The organism is Polynucleobacter sp. JS-JIR-5-A7, assembly GCF_018687935.1.
Classification (GTDB): Bacteria; Pseudomonadota; Gammaproteobacteria; order Burkholderiales; family Burkholderiaceae; genus Polynucleobacter.
Map to the genome: position 1 here is coordinate 1,020,289 of NZ_CP061308.1, position 18,347 is coordinate 1,038,635.

General features: G+C 44.7%; 22 protein-coding genes and 3 tRNA genes. 11 read left to right on the forward strand and 14 right to left on the reverse strand.

Annotated elements, in window-relative coordinates; translation table 11 throughout:
- Positions 1-3: 3 nt before the first annotated feature.
- Positions 4-1,002, reverse strand: coding sequence for a folate-binding protein YgfZ (locus tag AOC29_RS05280; protein ID WP_215297129.1), 999 nt, complete (start codon positions 1,000-1,002; stop codon positions 4-6).
- Positions 1,003-1,021: 19 nt separating this feature from the next.
- Between AOC29_RS05280 and mltG the strand changes: the two genes are divergently transcribed.
- The 6 genes from mltG (at position 1,022) to AOC29_RS05310 (ending at position 5,998) form a co-directional block, all read left to right on the forward strand.
- Positions 1,022-2,089, forward strand: a complete 1,068-nt coding sequence (gene mltG, locus AOC29_RS05285) for an endolytic transglycosylase MltG (protein WP_215297131.1) — start codon at positions 1,022-1,024, stop codon at positions 2,087-2,089.
- Between the two features lies 1 nt (position 2,090).
- On the forward strand, positions 2,091-2,729 hold the full coding sequence (tmk, locus tag AOC29_RS05290) for a dTMP kinase (RefSeq protein ID WP_215297133.1): 639 nt from the start codon (positions 2,091-2,093) through the stop codon (positions 2,727-2,729).
- Complete coding sequence (locus tag AOC29_RS05295) at positions 2,730-3,875, forward strand: DNA polymerase III subunit delta' (protein WP_251370075.1); 1,146 nt, start codon at positions 2,730-2,732, stop codon at positions 3,873-3,875.
- A gap of 27 nt (positions 3,876-3,902) precedes the next feature.
- Complete coding sequence (locus AOC29_RS05300; protein WP_215297135.1) at positions 3,903-4,694, forward strand: TatD family hydrolase; 792 nt, start codon at positions 3,903-3,905, stop codon at positions 4,692-4,694.
- Positions 4,694-5,398 carry an ankyrin repeat domain-containing protein gene (locus tag AOC29_RS05305; protein ID WP_215297137.1) on the forward strand — a complete coding sequence of 235 codons (705 nt, stop codon included), beginning with the start codon at positions 4,694-4,696 and terminating at the stop codon, positions 5,396-5,398. The genes AOC29_RS05300 and AOC29_RS05305 overlap by 1 nt, the downstream gene beginning before the upstream one ends.
- A 72-nt stretch (positions 5,399-5,470) precedes the next feature.
- Positions 5,471-5,998 (forward strand): ion channel, encoded by a 528-nt coding sequence (locus tag AOC29_RS05310; protein ID WP_215297139.1) that lies wholly within the window; start codon positions 5,471-5,473, stop codon positions 5,996-5,998.
- On the opposite strand, the gene AOC29_RS05315 is transcribed toward AOC29_RS05310, so the two are convergent.
- The 5 genes from AOC29_RS05315 to hyi form a co-directional block, all read right to left on the reverse strand.
- Positions 5,995-6,882 (reverse strand): DUF3108 domain-containing protein, encoded by an 888-nt coding sequence (locus AOC29_RS05315; RefSeq protein ID WP_215297141.1) that lies wholly within the window; start codon positions 6,880-6,882, stop codon positions 5,995-5,997. The two genes, AOC29_RS05310 and AOC29_RS05315, sit on opposite strands and share 4 nt — an antisense overlap.
- A gap of 113 nt (positions 6,883-6,995) precedes the next feature.
- Complete coding sequence (locus AOC29_RS05320) at positions 6,996-7,565, reverse strand: HNH endonuclease (protein WP_371819542.1); 570 nt, start codon at positions 7,563-7,565, stop codon at positions 6,996-6,998.
- An 85-nt stretch (positions 7,566-7,650) separates the two neighbouring features.
- The gene (locus AOC29_RS05325; RefSeq protein ID WP_215297143.1) at positions 7,651-8,241 is read right to left on the reverse strand and encodes a YqiA/YcfP family alpha/beta fold hydrolase; all 591 of its coding nucleotides are present in this window, start codon (positions 8,239-8,241) and stop codon (positions 7,651-7,653) included.
- Positions 8,242-8,246: 5 nt separating this feature from the next.
- Positions 8,247-9,146, reverse strand: coding sequence for a 2-hydroxy-3-oxopropionate reductase (glxR, locus tag AOC29_RS05330; RefSeq protein ID WP_215297144.1), 900 nt, complete (start codon positions 9,144-9,146; stop codon positions 8,247-8,249).
- Between the two features lie 24 nt (positions 9,147-9,170).
- A complete protein-coding gene (gene hyi, locus AOC29_RS05335) occupies positions 9,171-9,950 on the reverse strand; it encodes a hydroxypyruvate isomerase (RefSeq protein WP_215297146.1) in 780 nt (259 codons plus the stop codon).
- A gap of 150 nt (positions 9,951-10,100) precedes the next feature.
- Here hyi and AOC29_RS05340 point away from each other — a divergent pair, with 150 nt between their 5' ends.
- From AOC29_RS05340 to AOC29_RS05350, 3 genes are read left to right on the forward strand one after another with little or no spacing between them, the layout of a single operon-like run.
- Complete coding sequence (locus AOC29_RS05340) at positions 10,101-10,562, forward strand: hypothetical protein (protein ID WP_215297148.1); 462 nt, start codon at positions 10,101-10,103, stop codon at positions 10,560-10,562.
- The gene (locus tag AOC29_RS05345; RefSeq protein ID WP_215297150.1) at positions 10,563-10,709 is read left to right on the forward strand and encodes a hypothetical protein; all 147 of its coding nucleotides are present in this window, start codon (positions 10,563-10,565) and stop codon (positions 10,707-10,709) included. It begins immediately after the preceding gene.
- A 9-nt stretch (positions 10,710-10,718) separates the two neighbouring features.
- Positions 10,719-11,549, forward strand: a complete 831-nt coding sequence (locus tag AOC29_RS05350; protein ID WP_215297151.1) for a M48 family metallopeptidase — start codon at positions 10,719-10,721, stop codon at positions 11,547-11,549.
- A gap of 20 nt (positions 11,550-11,569) precedes the next feature.
- Here the strand turns inward: AOC29_RS05350 and AOC29_RS05355 are convergent, their stop codons facing one another.
- Positions 11,570-12,037 (reverse strand): DUF4118 domain-containing protein, encoded by a 468-nt coding sequence (locus tag AOC29_RS05355; protein ID WP_215297153.1) that lies wholly within the window; start codon positions 12,035-12,037, stop codon positions 11,570-11,572.
- Between the two features lie 95 nt (positions 12,038-12,132).
- Here AOC29_RS05355 and AOC29_RS05360 point away from each other — a divergent pair, with 95 nt between their 5' ends.
- The gene (locus tag AOC29_RS05360; protein ID WP_215297155.1) at positions 12,133-12,957 is read left to right on the forward strand and encodes a carboxylesterase; all 825 of its coding nucleotides are present in this window, start codon (positions 12,133-12,135) and stop codon (positions 12,955-12,957) included.
- Between the two features lie 46 nt (positions 12,958-13,003).
- Here the strand turns inward: AOC29_RS05360 and AOC29_RS05365 are convergent.
- The 4 genes from AOC29_RS05365 to gltX all read right to left on the reverse strand — a co-directional run bounded on the left by AOC29_RS05365 (position 13,004) and on the right by gltX (position 14,785).
- A tRNA-Asp gene (locus tag AOC29_RS05365) sits at positions 13,004-13,080 on the reverse strand.
- Positions 13,081-13,123: 43 nt separating this feature from the next.
- Positions 13,124-13,199 (reverse strand) — tRNA-Glu (locus AOC29_RS05370).
- 34 nt (positions 13,200-13,233) lie between these two features.
- Positions 13,234-13,309 (reverse strand) — tRNA-Ala (locus tag AOC29_RS05375).
- Positions 13,310-13,387: 78 nt separating this feature from the next.
- Positions 13,388-14,785, reverse strand: coding sequence for a glutamate--tRNA ligase (gene gltX / locus AOC29_RS05380; RefSeq protein ID WP_215297157.1), 1,398 nt, complete (start codon positions 14,783-14,785; stop codon positions 13,388-13,390).
- Between the two features lie 64 nt (positions 14,786-14,849).
- On the opposite strand from gltX, the gene AOC29_RS05385 reads away from it, so the two are divergent.
- Positions 14,850-15,815 carry an Hsp33 family molecular chaperone HslO gene (locus AOC29_RS05385; protein WP_215297160.1) on the forward strand — a complete coding sequence of 322 codons (966 nt, stop codon included), beginning with the start codon at positions 14,850-14,852 and terminating at the stop codon, positions 15,813-15,815.
- Positions 15,816-15,819: 4 nt separating this feature from the next.
- On the opposite strand, the gene ftsB is transcribed toward AOC29_RS05385, so the two are convergent.
- From ftsB to kdsA, 3 genes are read right to left on the reverse strand one after another with little or no spacing between them, the layout of a single operon-like run.
- On the reverse strand, positions 15,820-16,125 hold the full coding sequence (gene ftsB / locus AOC29_RS05390; protein WP_215297162.1) for a cell division protein FtsB: 306 nt from the start codon (positions 16,123-16,125) through the stop codon (positions 15,820-15,822).
- Between the two features lie 13 nt (positions 16,126-16,138).
- Positions 16,139-17,425, reverse strand: a complete 1,287-nt coding sequence (gene eno, locus AOC29_RS05395; protein ID WP_215297164.1) for a phosphopyruvate hydratase — start codon at positions 17,423-17,425, stop codon at positions 16,139-16,141.
- Positions 17,426-17,476: 51 nt separating this feature from the next.
- Positions 17,477-18,340: a 3-deoxy-8-phosphooctulonate synthase gene (kdsA, locus tag AOC29_RS05400; RefSeq protein WP_215297165.1), complete on the reverse strand. Its 864-nt coding sequence runs from the start codon at positions 18,338-18,340 to the stop codon at positions 17,477-17,479.
- Positions 18,341-18,347: the final 7 nt, after the last annotated feature.

Below are 18,347 nucleotides of genomic sequence, written 5' to 3' on the forward strand. Positions count from 1 at the left end.
AAATTAGATTTCGATTAAGGGATAGGGTAATGAGTCTATTTTTAACACAGGTCCCTGGGGGCTTCCTAGATGAATTTCCCCATGTTCGAGCGCTTCTAATTTGCACTCCACCTGAAGATCGGTTCTGCCAGGGTCTAAGGGGCTAGGGGCTGATAGAACCACCATCCCCGCTGGCTGACTGGGGTCCTGACTATGAAATAACTCAGTACCAGGCTGAGTTGAGTCTATTGGTAGGTCTTTTTCTAAAATATGTGCCAAAAATAGACGTCTTTTGATGGCGCCCCGATATTGGCTACGGGCCACTATTTCTTGTCCTGGATAGCAACCTTTTTTGAAGTCGACCCCAGCAACCGATTCAAAATTAATCATTTGTGGGACAAACTGTTCTTGCGTCGCCAATACGATACGGGGAATAGCACTTAAAACTTCTAAATCATTCCACATATCAAGTGCAGCCTGATCGCATAACTCATTGACCTTCTCTTGAGCAATCAATACACGACCATAGGATTGATTGCTGGCGAGCACATCAGGCAAGCGCAATCCAATTTGAGAGTCATTAATTGCGAAAGATGGGATCGCATCACTCAAGTCAAAGTATCCAGAAATATTCCAGAGCGCCGACACATCAGTTACCTTGACCTTAGAGCGCAATACAAACATTGCCAACCGTTTGGCAGTACTGGCAGCGTTATCCTTAGAAATAAAGAGCGCGAATCGGTCATCAGCGCTTGCATCTCTAGGCATTAACGCACCCCATGCGCTGGCAAGTAATCTGCCTTTAGGGCTGCAGTATCCCAACAGTCTTGCTGATGGATAGGAATAAGCAATTTGAGGCGATATAGTGCGGTTTAGACCTAAAACAGAATTCGTGAGCTGATTTTGCAGAAAACTGGCAGCATCTGGACCCTCAACAAAGATGAGGCCCCATTTCGAGAGTGGAGTGAGCCCAAAAGAGGGGACTTGTGCTTGAATTTGCGTGTTTTGATTAGTCTGTGTCATCTCCTTTTATCATAGCCTGATGCGCAGAAAAATTCAGGGAAGATCCTTTTTTAGCCAGAAAAAGACTTGGGGTCGTCGCTTACGATCCTACCTGCTGGTATTAATAGGTGCTCTGGTATTTATTTATGGTGGGATTTTTTTATGGCCTGTTGTGCCAAGCCAGACCAATACTCAAGAGGCATTGCTTTATAAAGTCAAAATTTCTCCGCAATCTAGCTTGGGCAGTATTGCTCAACAATTGCAAGAGCAGGGTCTATCAACCCCTATGCTGCCGTTTCAAGTCAGTGCCCGCGCATTATTTGTTGGTTCAAAATTAAAGCCAGGTACTTATTTATTACCGACAGAAGCGAGCCTCGGAAAAATATTGTTACAGATTGCGCGCGGTGATCGAGTGCGTGAAAGTATCGCCATTATTCCTGGCATGACTATATGGCAACTTCGCGCTCTAGTTGATTCTCACCCAGCATTGATACATCAAACCAAAGGCATTAGCTCAAAAGCTTTATTGCAAAGCCTGAATCTTACTTATCCTGGCGATGAAGGCATCTTCTTTCCGGATACGTATGTATTTGATCCCGATGAACCCGATATCAATATCTACCGGCGCGCTTCTGTGGCAATGCAAAAACAACTTTTACAAGCTTGGGATCAAAAAGATCCCAGCTCCCCTCTCAAAACGCCTTATGAACTCTTGATTTTGTCCTCGATTATTGAGAAAGAAACAGGCCGATCTAGTGACCGAGGCTTAGTAGCGGCAGTGTTTCTGAATCGACTCAATCAAGGCATGAAGCTGCAGACCGACCCTACAGTGATTTATGGCATTGGCAAAGGATTCGATGGCAACTTACGTAAGGCAGACCTGCGCAAAGATAGTCCCTACAATACCTATATGAACAAAGGATTGCCGCCTACGCCTATCGCTATGCCCAGCAAAGAATCGTTGATAGCAGCTGTTCGACCTGCTCAAAGCAAGGCCCTATATTTTGTGGCCAAGGGGGATGGAACGAGTCATTTTTCACAAACCTTAGGCGAACATGAATCTGCCGTTGATCGCTATCAGCGCAAACTCGCCCCCAAATCAAAATAATATGACTGCAAATTCTCCTGGATATTTCATTAGCTTTGAAGGTATTGATGGTGCTGGCAAGAGTACTCATATCGATGCATTATGCAAGCTGATGCAAGAGTACTACCCAAATCATGAAGTGGTGGTGACTCGTGAGCCAGGTGGAACCCCCTTAGGCGAGCAATTGCGTGGACTCCTATTAGATGCGCCGATGAATCTAGAAACTGAGGCGCTCTTAATGTTTGCAGCCCGCCGAGAGCATTTAGCGCAAGTGATTGAGCCGGCACTAGCGGCCGGAAAGATTGTGATTTCAGATCGCTTCACCGATGCAAGTTTTGCTTATCAAGGCGGCGGCCGAGGTCTTAGCATCGCGAAATTAAATGACCTGGAACGATGGGTACAAGGTCGTGAAGACGGTGCATTACTTCAACCCAATTTAACCATCTTGTTTGATTTACCTGGCGAAGTGGCAGAGGCGCGTCGCTCTAAAGTAAGGGCGCCGGATAAGTTTGAAAAAATGGATCTGAATTTCTTTGAAAAAGTACGCCAAGAATATCTGCGACGGGCTAAAGAAGATCCTCAGCGCTTTCACTTAGTTGATGCGACCCAAACGCCAGAGGCTATTTGGAATGGCTTACAAGCTCTCAAGATCAACTTCTAAATGAATGACTTGATGTTTCCGGCGAAGCAACATAGTAAGGTTGCACCATGGCTGCAACCCTTATGGGAAGGATTAGACTTTCAGCAATTTCCCAATGCGATTTTGTTACATGGTCAATCAGGTATTGGTAAATTTGCTTTTGCAGTTGAATTAGCAAAAGCTTTGCTGTGCGAATCCAGTCCAGGATCGAGCAAGCCCTGTAATCAATGTGAAGCATGTCATTGGTTTAATACTGGCAACCACCCTGACTTTATTGCTTTGGTACCGGAAACCCACCGCAAACTTTTGCCGCAAGCTGATTATGAGGCAGATGAAGTAACAAAAAAAGGCAAAGTTGCTCGCGATGATTCTGATAGTGAACCAGCCGAGAAAAAAGAAAAGAAAAATATCTCGATTGAAGAAACCCGCAGTGCGATCGAAAGTCTTTCAATAGGTTCGCATCGGGGTGGTAATCGCATCATCTTAATTTACCCACTTGAAATGCTGCGCTCTGATTCAGCTAATACTCTATTGAAATCACTAGAAGAGCCTCCGGCCAATACTATTTTTATCTTATTAGCAGATCGTGTTGATCGAGTCTTACCAACCATACGATCACGCTGTCGATTATTGACAGCACCTCGCCCAAATCGCAGCGAGGGCTTGGCATGGCTAAAAGATCAGCTACCACAGATCGCAGGGTTTAAAGTCATTGATGGGGATATCGAAACGATCTATGACGAGCAGGGCGGGGCACCCTATTCTGTGTTGGATTCCTTAATCGCTCGTCATCATCAAGACGATAAAGATGAGCTAACTATCGCCATTGCGGCTTCTCGTCTTTTATTGCAATCGATGACACAGGGCGGTCGGATTGCCTGGCTAGAAACAGCTGAAAAGATTCATAAAGCGCAATATTCATTTTTACTAGCTACTATGCAACGTTGGGTTTCAGATCTCCAGTTGGTTTCACAGGGTGGAAGTCCTCGTTATTACCCCAAACATCTTGTAACTCTGAAGAGTCTGGCGCAAAGCGCCAGAAGCCTCAAACTCCATCAGTTTTGGAAATCGCTAGTGCAAGCTCGTCGTTCAGAAAATCATCCTCTCGCCAGCCGTATTCAACTAGAAGCATTACTTTCTCAATATCAGCAAGTCTTTGAAGGCTAGGGCGCTCAGGCAGACTAAAATGTAGGTATGTTTATCGACTCACACTGCCATCTGGATTTCCCGGAGTTTCAAGCCCGCTTGCCGGAAGTCTTAGCAAATATGAAGGCAGCTAAAGTCAGTCATGCGCTCTGTGTTTCAGTTGATTTGCCAGATTTTCCGAATGTTTTGAAGCTTGCTCAGGATCACCCGCATTTATATGCTTCCGTCGGTGTTCATCCCGACTATGAGGATACCCCCGAACCAAGCGTTGAGTTTTTGGTTGAAACAGCTAAACAGCAAGCCAAAATAATTGCCATTGGTGAAACTGGTTTGGATTACTACCGCATGGGTGAGCGTAGCTATGAATCGATGGAGTGGCAAAGAAAGCGCTTCAGAACCCACATTAGGGCCGCACTTTTAGCCAAGAAACCGTTGATTATTCATACACGTTCGGCCTCCGAAGACACCATCAATATTCTGAAGGAAGAGGGTGCTGATGGGATTGGCGGGGTGATGCATTGTTTCACCGAAAGCTTAGAGGTGGCCCGTAAAGCGATGGATATGGGCTTTTATATCTCCTTCTCGGGCATTGTCACCTTTAAGAGTGCTAAAGACCTGCAAGAGACTTGTAAACAGGTTCCTTTAGAGCGCATGCTCATAGAAACAGACTCGCCTTATTTAGCTCCAATTCCTTATCGTGGCAAGACTAATGAACCTGCTTGGGTATCTAAAGTTGGTGAATTTATTGCCACCCTCAAGGGCGTCCCCATAGAGAAGCTTGCTAGTAGTACAAGTGATAATTTTTATCAATGTTTTCAAATAGATAGAATGGCTAATTAATGTCGAAGTTTACTTTTAAATCATTAGCTTTATTAGCTATTTTGGGTGTATCAATCAGCTCTTATGGACAAAGTGAAGCGCAAATTGCCAATTTCACTAAAGCAGCCAAATTTGATGACATCTCAGAGGTGAAAGCACTCATTGCGGCTGGTGTGAGTCCAAATGCAGTCGATTCTAAAGGCGATCCAATGCTCGTCATCGCAATTCGAGATAAATCCGCAAAAGTGATTGATTTTTTACTCAAAGATAAGAAAACAGATGTAGATCTATCCAATTCTTTTGGTGAAACGCCCCTAATGCTGGCCTCTATAGAGGGTGATTTACCAGTAGTTAAGACTTTGGTGCTGCAAAACAAGGCCAAAATTGATCATATTGGCTGGACACCGTTGCACTATGCTTGTGCAAAGGGTCAATTGAATGTGGCTCAATTTTTAATCGCCAATGGAGCAATGATTGATTCTAGAGCTCCGAATGGCACCACACCATTGATGATGGCCACTCAAGCAGGCAATGAGGAGCTAATAAAATTGCTGCTTGATAAAGGCGCTGACTTACGCATGCGTAATTTGAATGGTTTTTCGGCCATCGATATTGCGGAGATATACCAGAAGCCTTGGATAGCGGATGGGCTCAAATCACGCTGGCAGCGCCTCTATAAAGAGTCATATCCAGGGCCCGCTAAAGTTCGGTCAGCCGCTTCTTGATATATCATTTTTGCGTATAATCATTATTATGTCAAATAAGATATTTCTGTAGGAAATTCAAACTAAACCAACATGATCAATCTATTTAACAATACCGACCTACCCAGCTTTACAACTCTTTTTGGCGAGATCAATGCTGATATGGGCAATGGTCAAATTTGGATTATGGTTGTATCTGCCTGTTTGATGCTGGCTATTCATGCAGTAGCTGTTCTCGGCATTGCTGGAGCGTTTCACTGGATTGATGATGTCATGACAAAACGCAGAATCTTTGGCGCCAGCTTTTTATCTTATTTCATAGCCATATTATTGGTCATTGCCATTCATCTGAGCGAAATCGTAGTTTGGGCTTATATCTGTGTAGCCTTAAAGGTATTCCCGACCAATCCCCAGACCTTTTACTTTGCAGGTGAAATGTATACAACCGTCGGTTATGGAGATTACAAATTATCTGAGCAATGGCGCATATTGCCTATCATCATCTCTTTCTCAGGGATCTTTGCCGTATCCATGTCAGGGGCAGCTTTGTACACGATGATGGGTGCCTTATTGGGACACAACGGCCAAAATCAGAGTGCAAAGCCAGGATCTAGCGATTAGAGTACTTTACCTTCTGAAATCGGGTTCTTTTGCTTAAATACCAGCTCTAATACTCGGCCATTGGCTTCCAGTGAGCGAATTCTGCCGGGGAGCCACTCCAAGTCCTTTGCCAGCCATATATCTACCTGACGCTTGTAAGGGTCTTTTTCTCGTTGCATCAAGCCGTAACGCCGATTGACTGTATTTCCAAGGCTAGGGATATCAGCATTGAGAGCCTCTCCATAGCTCTTAAATTGCCAATTTTCTAGCGTGTTGTAATCAATCACAGGTATGGAGCGAATGCTACCAGTTTCATCTATCTTGCTATCGCCATTTAAAAGTGAAGCTAATTGAAACATCAGGCTAAAACGATCTTGGGTGCCAGGAACAATAGTAGGGGTAAATTCAGGCTTTTCTGAGAAGTACATTTGCCCCCCTCCCTTTTCATCACGATCAAAGCGTGAATAACGTGGTGGCTTGGTTCCCCGCTGCGTCCAATAAATCGCGGGCGCAATCCCATACGCATCGACCGAACCTCTAGATTCAAAAACAAAGGGGCCAACAAAGGCATAAGGAATATTGATATAGAGTCGATAGGAGTTACCTTCCACAATCCAATCAATTTCTGCTGTTTGATATTGCTGACCATCCACATAAGCGTCGTAGTAGAGAATGCCTGATCCTGGCAATTTGAAAGCAACGCCCGTTTGATTAGAGCTTCCACCCTGCTCTCCTGCATCTGCACTGTTGCTATCGAGCGGGCTCATTGAAGAGTTATCTTTAGTAACCTTCTTCTTCGGCGCCTTAACCATTTGAATTTTTTTGGGAGGTTCAAGCTTAAGCTCGGTATTAATGATGAGATCTTCAGCAATCTCTGGGGGGTTTCCGAATGAAATAAACGGCATACCGAAAAAAAGCAATAGATGCCCTATTAAGGAAAGCAGAATCGCAAAGAAAATAATCCGCAACGAGTGTGTGCGGATTTTTGGGCTAAAACTTTGTGACACTAAACCATGTCTCAGGAGAAGCCCTCAAGCAAGCGGCTATTTTTAGGGAGATTAGCTGCAAGAAAGTCCATTTGATCAGCCAAAATATTACGGCCTTTAAGGATCATGTCCTCATAGAGACTAGGCATATAGGGGGTATAAAGCAGACCCATGCCCGCTTGTTCTGGCGTACGGTTACCTTTGCGTTGGTTACAAGGGCGACAGGATATGACTAAATTCATCCAAGAATATTTACCACCCCGACTATTGGGAATGATGTGCTCTGCCTCAGCGTGATTCTCATGAATTGAATCACCACAATAGGCGCATAAGCCTCGATCACGCTTGAATAATTTGTGCTTAGTAATCACTGGAACAACATCAAATAAATTAATCTTTGATGTTCCTTTGATGGCGATGATGGAGTGAAGTTCTATCACTGACTGCAAGCCGCTTGCGCGAGAAATGCCACCGCGCATTCTCATAATGGGATCACCGAGGGTCCATAAGACACTACTGTCGGCGTAATGCTTTGTTGCCTCCTCAGCGTTAACCCAACCCTGGGGAATTCCACCTGCGTCCAATTTCAAGATGCTCAGCACAAACTCTCCTTTCTAGGTCGCAGCAAGTAGCTACGATCGTTTAGATCATCTTACAGAAGAAGCTGCAAGCAATCAATAAAAGGGCTTATTTGGTGGAAATGAACTGAAGAACTTTGGGCAGGTGATCGGCATAGTCTGCAATTCCATGATCGCTACCCTCCAAAACAAGTTGCTGGGCACCTGGATAGAAGTCGACCATTTCATGCCAGTCTAAAAGCTCGTCGCCCTTAGCCGCTATTAAAAAATAACGGGATGGATCAGAAATTTTCTCAACCTGCAGCGCCTTGAGTTCGTCGATATATTCTGGACGAAAATCAAAAGGTTCATCGCTATCATATGCAGTCATCATCCCTACATGTGGTGCAAGGTCACGTGCTGCATGTACCGCAGGATTCAAGGCGATCGCTTTGCAGCCATACTTCTCTGCAAGATAGTTGGCGTAAAAACCGCCCAGAGATGAACCAATCACAACAACACGATCAGCCATAGATTGATCAATGTGGGAAAGCACCATCTCCATGCTTTCCTTCGGAGAGGCCAGCAACTGAGGGCAATACCATTCATATGGATTTGCTTTAGTGGCTAGAGCCCTCACAGCTTCGCCCGTCATCACCGCCTTACTAGATCGAGGAGAAGAGCGAAATCCGTGAAGGTAAACCAGCAGGGTTGAAGACATGCAAATTAAGACTTTTGCCCTACTTCAAAGTTTGCTAATTTCTCTAAGGCTTTGACCATCGCTGAGTGATCCCAGGCTTTGCCACCATGAGCTGCACAAGCATTGAATAATTCTTGCGCAGTCGCGGTATTAGGTAAAGAAACTCCAAGGGCGCGAGCACTATTGAGCGCTAGGTTTAAATCTTTTTGATGTAACTCGATTCTGAATCCAGGGTCAAAAGTACGCTTGACCATACGTTCGCCGTGCACTTCAAGAATCTTTGAACTCGCAAAGCCGCCCATCAATGCTTGGCGAACTTTAGCGGGATCAGCACCTGCTTTAGATGCAAACAATAGTGCCTCAGCAACAGCTTCAATATTGAGGGCAACAATGATTTGATTAGCCACCTTAGCAGTTTGACCGTCACCATTAGCGCCAACTAAGTTAATGTTCTTGCCCATTAAATCCATAATCGGCTTTACCTTGTTAAATACAGACTCATCACCACCAACCATGATGGATAAAGTGGCATTCTTAGCGCCAACCTCGCCACCAGATACCGGGGCATCCAGGTAGTCACAACCCAAGGCATTAATCTTTTTAGCAAACTCTTTCGTTGCGATTGGCGAAATAGAGCTCATATCGACAACAACTTTGCCTTTGGATAATCCAGAGGCGATTCCGTTCTCACCAAATAAGACTTTCTCAACATCTGGAGTGTCGGGAACCATCGTAAAGATGATATCTGCACTCTCAGCAACCTCTTTCGGGCTTTTGCACTGAATGGCTTTAGAGCTAGCAAGATCGGCAGGAACCTTGGTGCGAGTATTAATAAATACCTGATGTCCTGCATTCACAAGATGCCCAGCCATAGGGGCACCCATAATACCTAAACCAACAAATCCTAATTTCATTTGATTGCTCATAGAGTCTCCGTTATAAATCGTTTTTTATGAATTGAGATGCTTCATCCAGCCAAGACCCGCTTCAGTATTGGTGGCAGGTTTGTATTCACAACCTATCCAACCATGATAGCCAATTCGGTCAAGGAACTTGAACAAGTATGGGTAATTGATTTCTCCAGTGCCAGGCTCATTGCGACCAGGATTGTCAGCTAGTTGAATATGGCCAATTTTGGAGAGATTCTTTTCAATGGTATTTGCTAGCTCACCTTCCATGCGCTGTGCATGATAGATATCGTATTGAATGAAGAGATTATCGGCAGCAACTTCAGCCAAAATATCTGCAGCCTGTTTGGTAGTATTTAAAAAGAATCCAGGAATATCAAAGGTATTAATTGGTTCAATCAATAAACGAAGATTTGCTTTTTTGAGCTCCGCTGCAGCATAGCGAAGATTTTCTACTAAGGTTGCATGAAGAAGTTTTGGATCGACTCCCACAGGGGTCTTCCCAGCTAAACAATTCAGTTGTTGAACTCCTAATACTCTGGCGTATTCAATGGCTCTAGCAACACCCTGGCGGAATTCTTCTACGCGATCAGGATGACATGCAATGCCTCGCTCTCCTGCATCCCAATCTCCAGCTGGCAGGTTATGCAGCACTAATGTCAGTTGGTGTTGATCTAATTGTTGTTTGATCTCTGCAGCAGAATAGGCGTAAGGGAAAAGGAACTCAACCGCATTAAATCCGGCTTTACTGGCTCTTTCGAAGCGCTCTAAAAATGGTGCCTCATTAAATAGCATGGTTAAGTTAGCAGCAAATTGTGGCATCGCAAACCTTTAGAAGAATGAAGAATTGATAACGAATCTTAACAAAGAAGCCAATTTTCTTCCCGAAATGCAATAGGGCTCGATTAGTGCTTAATAGGCAATGAAAGTAGGCTAATATTGAAAAAACGCTTTTATCCCATAAGGAAAACAATGAATACTCAATTTATCCAAATCTCCCTGGCTCTTGCAGTCGGCCTTGCAGGCTTAGGCACTGCTTTTGCTCAAGCCGGTAGTTCTCCTTCATCTGCTAATCAGCCCATGGTAATCGATGCCGCAGTAGTGGATAACAGCTACCTACTCTATGAAGGTAATGTTTTAAAAGTAGACAAAAAGACGCGCACTATCACCTTCAAAAATAAAGAAGGAGAATCAAAATTTGTTGCCGGCTCTGAAATCACCAATTTTGATCAAATTAAAAAAGGGGATCGTCTCAGCGTTACATATCAATTAGCAGTTGCTATCGAATTGATTAAAACCAAGAGTGATGGCGTTCGTAGCAAAGTTGAAACTAATACAGTAACAACCTCTAAAGGTAATGAAAAGCCAACCGAAACCATTTCCAACAAAACAACCATCATTGCCGATATAGTCGAAGTCAATCGTGATAAGTAATTGGTTTCTGTTAAGGGCCCTAGCGGCAAGATCACTACCGTGATGGTCAAGAACCCCGCTCTTTTAGCTGATGTGAATGTTGGCGAGCAAGTTAAAGTCATTTATTACGATGCCATGGCTGCCTCAATTACCTCTCCAAAAAAATAAGACCTGTAGATGCAACTAACGGCAGTTTGTTTCAAGGTACTTACTACTCTTGCGCTTACCTCACTCCTCTTGGCCTGCGCTAATACCACCAGGTCAGGAGCGGTAGGTGTAAACCGATCTCAGTTCTTAGTAGTATCCGCTTCTGAAGTGGATCGTTTGTCTGCTGTTAGTTACAACGAGCAGAATCAAAAAGCCAAAGAAAAAAATATTCTGCTTACATCCGGTCCTGAATACGATAGGCTCAAGGCAATCTCCAACCGATTAATTTCTCAAACGGGAGTCTTTCGTGACGATACCCGCCAGTGGAATTGGCAATTGGTTTTAATCAATGCGCCGATTCTGAATGCTACTTGCGCACCGGGCGGAAAGATCACCTTTTATTCGGGCTTAATTGAACAACTGAATCTGACTGATGATGAGATTGCGGCCATCATGGGTCATGAAATTGCCCATGCCTTGCGTGAACATGGTCGAGAACGTTTATCACAGGCCATGGCTCAGAGCGCTGTTACTAATATTGCTATGGCTGCGGCAGGAGCTTATGGTTCAGCGATTAGCGCAGCCAATCAAGCGGCTCAATATATTTTGGTATTACCTAACTCTAGACAAAACGAATCAGAGGCGGATGCAATTGGACTGGAACTGGCTGCTAGAGCTGGCTTTAAACCACAAGCTGCCATTAGTGTTTGGCAAAAGATGAATAAGGCAACTCAAGGGAAAGGCCCACCAGAGTTTTTGTCCACCCACCCTTCTGGTGAAACCAGAATTGAGCAACTCTCAGAACTCATGCCTGCAGTAGAGCCGCTTTATCTATCTGCTCCAAAAGTGACATCTAAGTAAAGAAATTAATAAAAAGCTAGTTAATTAGCCTGGGGGGGGGGGGAATTTTTCACAAGCTCCCGAATTTTGGCATCACCCTCCACCATCATTTTATAGCGAGACTCGCTTACTAAAATAGCCATTTTGGCGTTGTATTGTTCGCGTCGCAGCCACTCGATTAAAAGGCCGACTAATATTGTGTAGGACGCATAAGCAATCAGTACTGATATATCCCTAGAATCAATCACAGTAAATTCGTAATATGGCGCCATAAAAAAATAGGAAATTAATGGGATGCTAATTGCTAAGGTTAATAGAGCTGGGCCCATTCCAAAAAAGAATGCAATCACAATCGTATTAATCTGAAAAAAGAATAGTGGCAGCGCTTCCTCAATATAGGGCTGAAGACCAAGCCGAATGCAGAAAGCGAAAAAAACCCCGATGCAAGCGTTTAAATACCCTGCACTCTTATTGGGGCACCATCTAAAGGCGTTAAGGTTATTTTTCATGGATTTCTGAGTCGGTGTATGCTTAGAGCTTATTTACCATTAGATACCAAAATTAAGTCACCGTGTGAATGCCCTATAGAAATACAACAGAAAACTTGAAACAGAGCATTACTATTCTGCTGCCAGGATTAAATGGAGGCGGTTTAGAGCTCGGCCAATTACCTAATTTTTTAAATGCAAATGGGTTTGAAACGCTCACACCAGAAATTAAAGGCTACTTATACGGATCCCCTCCCGATATTTATCAAACTTGGATTAGCCAGCTGCACCACACAATTGATGAACTGAAGGGTCAATATAAAACTATTAATCTAGCCGGCATTAGTATGGGCTCAACCTTGGCCCTTGCCCTTGCTAGTCAAAGAACGGATATCTCATCCATTGCCTTGCTCTCCCCCGTATTGCGTTATGACGGCTGGTCTGTTCCTTGGTACAGGTTTCTTTTGGATATTGCCTATAAATTGGGTGTCCGAGATTGGAAATATTCAGAACGCGAGCCATTTGGGATTAAAAATCCTGATTTACGTAGACGAGTTCGCGATAAATTTAAAGCCAATGAGTTATCTGAAGTGGGGGCACCGCACATAACAGCAAGACATTTGCATGAAGCACAAGGCTTAATGTCTTATGTCACCAAAAATTTAGAATCAATCATTTCTAGACTGCTTATTGTTCAATCGGTCGAGGACGATACTTGCACTGTTTGGTCTGCAGAGAAGATCCTAGCAAATACAAAATCAGATTTGCGAAGAATGATTTGGCTGGGCAATAGTTACCACATTGTCACCATTGATAATGAGCGTGAAGTTGTCTTGAATGAAGTATTGCGTTTCCTTGCAAGAGCTGCTGGCGGTAATCTAGGCATTGAAAGTTATTACTCGGATATGAGCTCTAAACCACTCCGCAATCGAGTTGCATAATTTATAAATAAAAAGCCTCCAGTTGGAGGCTTTTTATTTTGTAATTTGGCGGAACGGACGGGACTCGAACCCGCGACCCTCTGCGTGACAGGCAGATATTCTAACCAACTGAACTACCGCTCCAAATTGCTACAAGTGAATCAAAAAAACTACTACCAAAAAGATCTGGCGTCCCCAGGGGGATTCGAACCCCCGTACTCACCGTGAAAGGGTGATGTCCTAGGCCTCTAGACGATGGGGACCTGGACTACTGCAAACTACAAATGTCTTAATTTTTGGTGGAGATAAGCGGGATCGAACCGCTGACCTCTTGCATGCCATGCAAGCGCTCTCCCAGCTGAGCTATACCCCCGAAATCTCGCAATAAAACCACAAGACAATCAAAACAATCCAAGATTTTAGCCTATTTTTACGCAAGCACGCAAATTGCCTACAGGACGACCTTCGAGAGCCTATTTACCGCCTCCTCTTTACCCAAAACGACTAATACAGAATCAATGGCTGGTGTCTGAGTAGTTGCAAATAATGCATAACGAACAGGCATTGCTAAGGCTGGCATTTTGAGTTGGTGCTTTGCTAGGACTTGTTTGAATGCAGCGCTATAAGCTTCTTTACTTGGCTCTGCATTTTGAATAGCTTCAATCAAATCTTTTAATGCAGGAACTACAGCTTGAGGAATATTCTCTGCAATTTGTTGCGCATTGATTTGCGGCGCTGGCAGATAAAATAACTTTGATCCTTCCGCAATCTCAATCAAGGTATTGGCGCGATCCTTTAATAAAGCAACCACTTGAATAAAGTTCGGACCACTTTCAGTATTAATACCTAGTGCATGAGCAAAAGGCTTGGTTGCTTGTGCCAAGTTAGCTGGATCTGCATTTTGAATATATTGATGGTTAAGCCAAAGGAGCTTTTCAGGGTTATGTTGAGCTGGTGAGCGACCCAGACTATCAAGATCAAACCAATTGACAAATTGCTCCTTAGTAAATACCTCTGCATCACCATGTGACCAGCCCAAACGCGCCAAGTAGTTCAAGATAGCGTCCGGCAGATACCCTGCTTTTTGATAATCCCGCACACTCATGGCGCCATTGCGTTTGCTCATCTTTTCACCAGAGTCGTTTAAGACGGTGGGTAAATGGGCATAGACAGGCGGAGTCCCGCCGAGAGCTTTCATGATATTGATTTGGCGTGGCGTATTGTTCACATGATCATCACCGCGTATGACGTGAGTAATCTTCATATCCAAGTCATCCACCACTACGCAGAAGTTATAGGTGGGAGTACCATCCGGCCTCGCAATGACTAGGTCATCCAACTCATCATTCGAAATTTCAATTTGACCTTTGACGGCATCATCCCACATCACAGATCCACCAAGCGGGTTTTTAAAACGAATCACCGGTAGAACACCTTCCGGAATGGCCGGCAAAGTTTTGCCTGGCTCTGGCCGCCACAATCCGTTATAACGCGGCTTTTCTTTATTAGCCATCTGCTGGTCACGGAGTTTGTTGAGTTCATCCTCACTCATATAGCAGGGATATGCCAATCCAGATGCCACCATTTGCTTGATCACTTCACGATAGCGATCAATACGCTGCATTTGATAGATGGGACCTTCGTCGATATCCATGCCTAACCACGCCATACCTTCAATGATGACGTCTACGGCCTCTTGCGTGGAACGCTCAACATCCGTATCTTCAATGCGAAGAATGAAATCGCCTTGATTATGGCGTGCAAAAGCCCAGGGATAGAGTGCGCTGCGAAGATTTCCCAAATGAATGAAGCCCGTGGGACTGGGGGCGAATCGTGTACGAATATGCATAGTGAGTATTATCTCAGGTCGGCCAAATGGGCACCCAAATCAAAAAACATGGATACTTTGAGCTATGAATGAATTGCTTGTATTTATGTGTGACGGTGCCCCAGTTCGCGGGGAAATTGTCTCTATCGGGACTGCCTGGCAGGCAGTTTTGGAGCGTCGTAACGACCCTCCAGCGGTACGTCGCATCCTCGGAGACTTCGTTGGTGCTGCAACACTCCTGAGTGCCAGTTTAAAGTTTGATGGCACCCTCATCATCCAGGCTCAAAGTAAGGGCCCTATTCAGTTGCTCGTGGTCGAATGTAAATCCGACCTCTCAATGCGTGCCACTGTCAAACTATCAGTTGATCCCTCCGAAATATCGGAAGGCGCAAGCTTAGGAGAGCTACTAGATGCCGGTAATTCAGGCAGGCTTGTGATTACTCTAGATCCTGCAGACCGTGAACCTGGCCAAGCGCCTTATCAAGGCATAGTCGCACTTCAAGAGTATCAGGGTGAGGTGCTTCAGCCTGTTGCTAGCGCAGCTGAGGCAATAGCGCTATACATGCAAAATTCTGAACAGTTAGATACCCGTATTTGGCTGGCCTCGAATGAAAGTCATATTGGCGGACTTTTATTACAACGTCTTCCAAACTCTGGAGGCCATATTCACTTAGATCCTCAGGTCGCTGCAGAAGGCTGGTCACGCATCCAAACTTTAGGTGAAACAATTACTGATGAAGAGCTATTGACTCTTCCTCCAGAAACCATCTTGAGACGCTTATTCCTTGAAGAGTCTGCAGAGAATGGTGTGAGGAGCTTCCCCGCACGCCCTATCCGCTTTGCGTGCCGTTGCTCTCGTACAAAAGTGGCTGATATCTTGAGAATGTTGGGTGAAGAGGAAGTGCAAAGCATCTTGGCAGAACAAGGCTCTGTAGAAACCATCTGTGACTTCTGTGCAAAACCTTACCGTTTTGATGCAGTAGATTGTCTGCAAGTATTTAAAACAGATTTGTTGAGTGACGCCACCAGACCGCCCTCAAGCGGCCACTGATATCTTATTGCTTGGTAACTTGAGTACCTGAAGACTTATCAGCAGGCAGGATTTGTACAAAAAACTCACCGTCTTTAATAAGACCATGCTCAACCCGAGCGCGCTCCTCAATGGCACGGGTTCCGTCTTTTAAATCTTTGACATCGCCTGCAAGCTTTGCATTACGCAAAGCCAAGAGGCTATTTTTAGCCTCTTGAAGCTCTACTTGCTTTTCCATCTCGTAAACCTTTAACCATCCACCCTTTCCCAACCAAAGTGGGTACTGAATTGCAATCAGCAATACCAGCATCGAGTAGATAACAATGCGCATAAAAACTGAATGCTTAGCGTTTCAAGTTGTAGAACACAGACTTCCCAGGGTAGCTTGCTACATCACCCAAATCTTCTTCAATGCGCAAAAGTTGGTTGTACTTAGCAATCCGGTCTGAGCGTGATAAGGAACCCGTCTTAATCTGTCCAGCATTAGTACCAACAGCAATATCGGCAATCGTACTGTCTTCGGTCTCACCTGAGCGATGAGAAATCACAGCGGTGTAATTAGCGCGCTTAGCCATCTCAATAGCAGCGAAGGTCTCAGTCAAGGTGCCAATTTGATTAATTTTGATCAAAATCGAATTAGCGATTCCCTTTTCAATACCTTCTTTGAGGATGCGGGTGTTGGTTACAAAGAGATCATCGCCTACTAACTGAATCTTTTTGCCCAACTTCTGGGTAATATCAGCCCAGCCATCCCAATCACTCTCATGCATGCCATCTTCAATGGAGACAATTGGGAACTGATCCGCTAAATTGCCTAGGTAGTCTGAGAACTCGCTTGAGCTCAGTTGCAGGCCCTCACCAGATAAAAGATATTTACCGTCTTTATAAAACTCACTAGCGGCGCAATCCAAAGCCAAGAGAACATCTTCACCAGCTTGGTAGCCGGCGCCCTCAATAGCCTTCATGATGGTTTGCAAGCACTCTTGATTGCTCCTGAAATTCGGTGCAAAGCCCCCTTCATCGCCAACTGTTGTCGGCATGCCTTGAGCGCCAATAATCTTTTTAAGCTCATGGAAAATTTCAGCGCCGCAGCGTAGGGCATCACGGAAGTTTTCTGCGCCTACCGGCATCACCATAAATTCTTGGATGTCTAAGCTGTTATTGGCGTGTGCACCTCCATTCACAATGTTCATCATCGGCACGGGTAATTGCATACCACCAGAGCCACCAAAATAACGATATAAAGGTAAACCTGCTTCTTCAGCGGCAGCTCTAGCTACTGCCATAGAAACAGCCAGCGTTGCATTAGCACCGAGCCGAGCTTTGTTATGGGTGCCATCTAAATCAATGAGGGTGTGATCTAGGAAGGCTTGTTCACTAGCATCTAAACCAAGAATAGTTTCAGCAATCTCAACATTGATATTTTGAACGGCCTTAAGAACACCTTTACCTAGGTAACGTGACATATCGCCATCACGTAGCTCAATAGCTTCACGTGAACCCGTGGATGCTCCGGATGGAACTGCTGCACGACCCATTACACCAGACTCGAGCAATACATCGCACTCTACTGTTGGGTTACCGCGTGAATCCAGAACTTCTCTACCGATGATGTCAACAATGGCGCTCATGCACCTTCTCCTTAAAACAATATGAAATGGGGTGTATAAAAAATTACTTAATTACTGAAAACTGTTCTCTAAAAAAGAGCCGCTAGATTTAACCACTGTATCGATTGCCACTAGTGACTCTAATAATTCTTTCATACGATTCAGTGGCACAGCATTAGGCCCATCAGATAATGCCTTTGCAGGATCTGGATGGGTTTCCATGAACAGACCGCTAATGCCAACGGCTATGGCGGCACGTGCCAACACGGGAACAAATTCACGCTGACCACCACTAGAGTTTCCTTGGCCACCTGGTAACTGCACCGAGTGAGTCGCATCAAATACCACGGGCGCATGGGACTCGCGCAGGATGGCAAGGCTACGCATATCGGAAACTAGATTGTTATAACCAAAAGAAGCGCCGCGTTCACAGACCATAAATTGATCCGGCAGATTACTCTCAGCTGCCGCCGCTCTGGCTTTTTCAATGACATTGAGCATCTCATGGGGAGAAAGAAATTGCCCTTTTTTGAAATTCACTGGCTTACCACTTTGGGCGCAAGCGCGAATAAAGTCAGTCTGTCTGCACAGGAATGCTGGTGTTTGCAAGACATCGACCACTTGAGCTACCGCTGCAATTTCACTAATATCGTGCACATCTGTTAGTACCGGAACGCCAATTTCCTTTTTTACCTTTGCCAATATCTCAAGACCCTTTTCCATACCTAGGCCACGGAATGAAGTTCCTGATGAGCGATTGGCTTTATCAAAGGAAGACTTGTAAATAAATGGGATCTTTAAAGTAGCGGTAATTTCTTTTAATTGACCAGCGATATCGATGGCCGATTGTTCAGACTCAATGACACAAGGGCCTGCGATCAGAAAGAATCGATGCTCTAGACCAGCATCGAAACCACAAAGCTTGAATTTGCTCATCGTTTCC

Bases quoted from the DNA above. Each gene is read 5' to 3' on its own strand.
- AOC29_RS05280 (WP_215297129.1), bottom strand. From the start codon at position 1,002: ATGACACAGACTAATCAAAACACGCAAATTCAAGCACAAGTCCCCTCT.
- mltG (WP_215297131.1), top strand. From the start codon at position 1,022: ATGCGCAGAAAAATTCAGGGAAGATCCTTTTTTAGCCAGAAAAAGACT.
- tmk (WP_215297133.1), top strand. From the start codon at position 2,091: ATGACTGCAAATTCTCCTGGATATTTCATTAGCTTTGAAGGTATTGAT.
- AOC29_RS05295 (WP_251370075.1), top strand. From the start codon at position 2,730: ATGAATGACTTGATGTTTCCGGCGAAGCAACATAGTAAGGTTGCACCA.
- AOC29_RS05300 (WP_215297135.1), top strand. From the start codon at position 3,903: ATGTTTATCGACTCACACTGCCATCTGGATTTCCCGGAGTTTCAAGCC.
- AOC29_RS05305 (WP_215297137.1), top strand. From the start codon at position 4,694: ATGTCGAAGTTTACTTTTAAATCATTAGCTTTATTAGCTATTTTGGGT.
- AOC29_RS05310 (WP_215297139.1), top strand. From the start codon at position 5,471: ATGATCAATCTATTTAACAATACCGACCTACCCAGCTTTACAACTCTT.
- AOC29_RS05315 (WP_215297141.1), bottom strand. From the start codon at position 6,882: ATGCCGTTTATTTCATTCGGAAACCCCCCAGAGATTGCTGAAGATCTC.
- AOC29_RS05325 (WP_215297143.1), bottom strand. From the start codon at position 8,241: ATGTCTTCAACCCTGCTGGTTTACCTTCACGGATTTCGCTCTTCTCCT.
- glxR (WP_215297144.1), bottom strand. From the start codon at position 9,146: ATGAGCAATCAAATGAAATTAGGATTTGTTGGTTTAGGTATTATGGGT.
- hyi (WP_215297146.1), bottom strand. From the start codon at position 9,950: ATGCCACAATTTGCTGCTAACTTAACCATGCTATTTAATGAGGCACCA.
- AOC29_RS05340 (WP_215297148.1), top strand. From the start codon at position 10,101: ATGAATACTCAATTTATCCAAATCTCCCTGGCTCTTGCAGTCGGCCTT.
- AOC29_RS05350 (WP_215297151.1), top strand. From the start codon at position 10,719: ATGCAACTAACGGCAGTTTGTTTCAAGGTACTTACTACTCTTGCGCTT.
- AOC29_RS05355 (WP_215297153.1), bottom strand. From the start codon at position 12,037: ATGAAAAATAACCTTAACGCCTTTAGATGGTGCCCCAATAAGAGTGCA.
- gltX (WP_215297157.1), bottom strand. From the start codon at position 14,785: ATGCATATTCGTACACGATTCGCCCCCAGTCCCACGGGCTTCATTCAT.
- AOC29_RS05385 (WP_215297160.1), top strand. From the start codon at position 14,850: ATGAATGAATTGCTTGTATTTATGTGTGACGGTGCCCCAGTTCGCGGG.
- ftsB (WP_215297162.1), bottom strand. From the start codon at position 16,125: ATGCGCATTGTTATCTACTCGATGCTGGTATTGCTGATTGCAATTCAG.
- eno (WP_215297164.1), bottom strand. From the start codon at position 17,425: ATGAGCGCCATTGTTGACATCATCGGTAGAGAAGTTCTGGATTCACGC.
- kdsA (WP_215297165.1), bottom strand. From the start codon at position 18,340: ATGAGCAAATTCAAGCTTTGTGGTTTCGATGCTGGTCTAGAGCATCGA.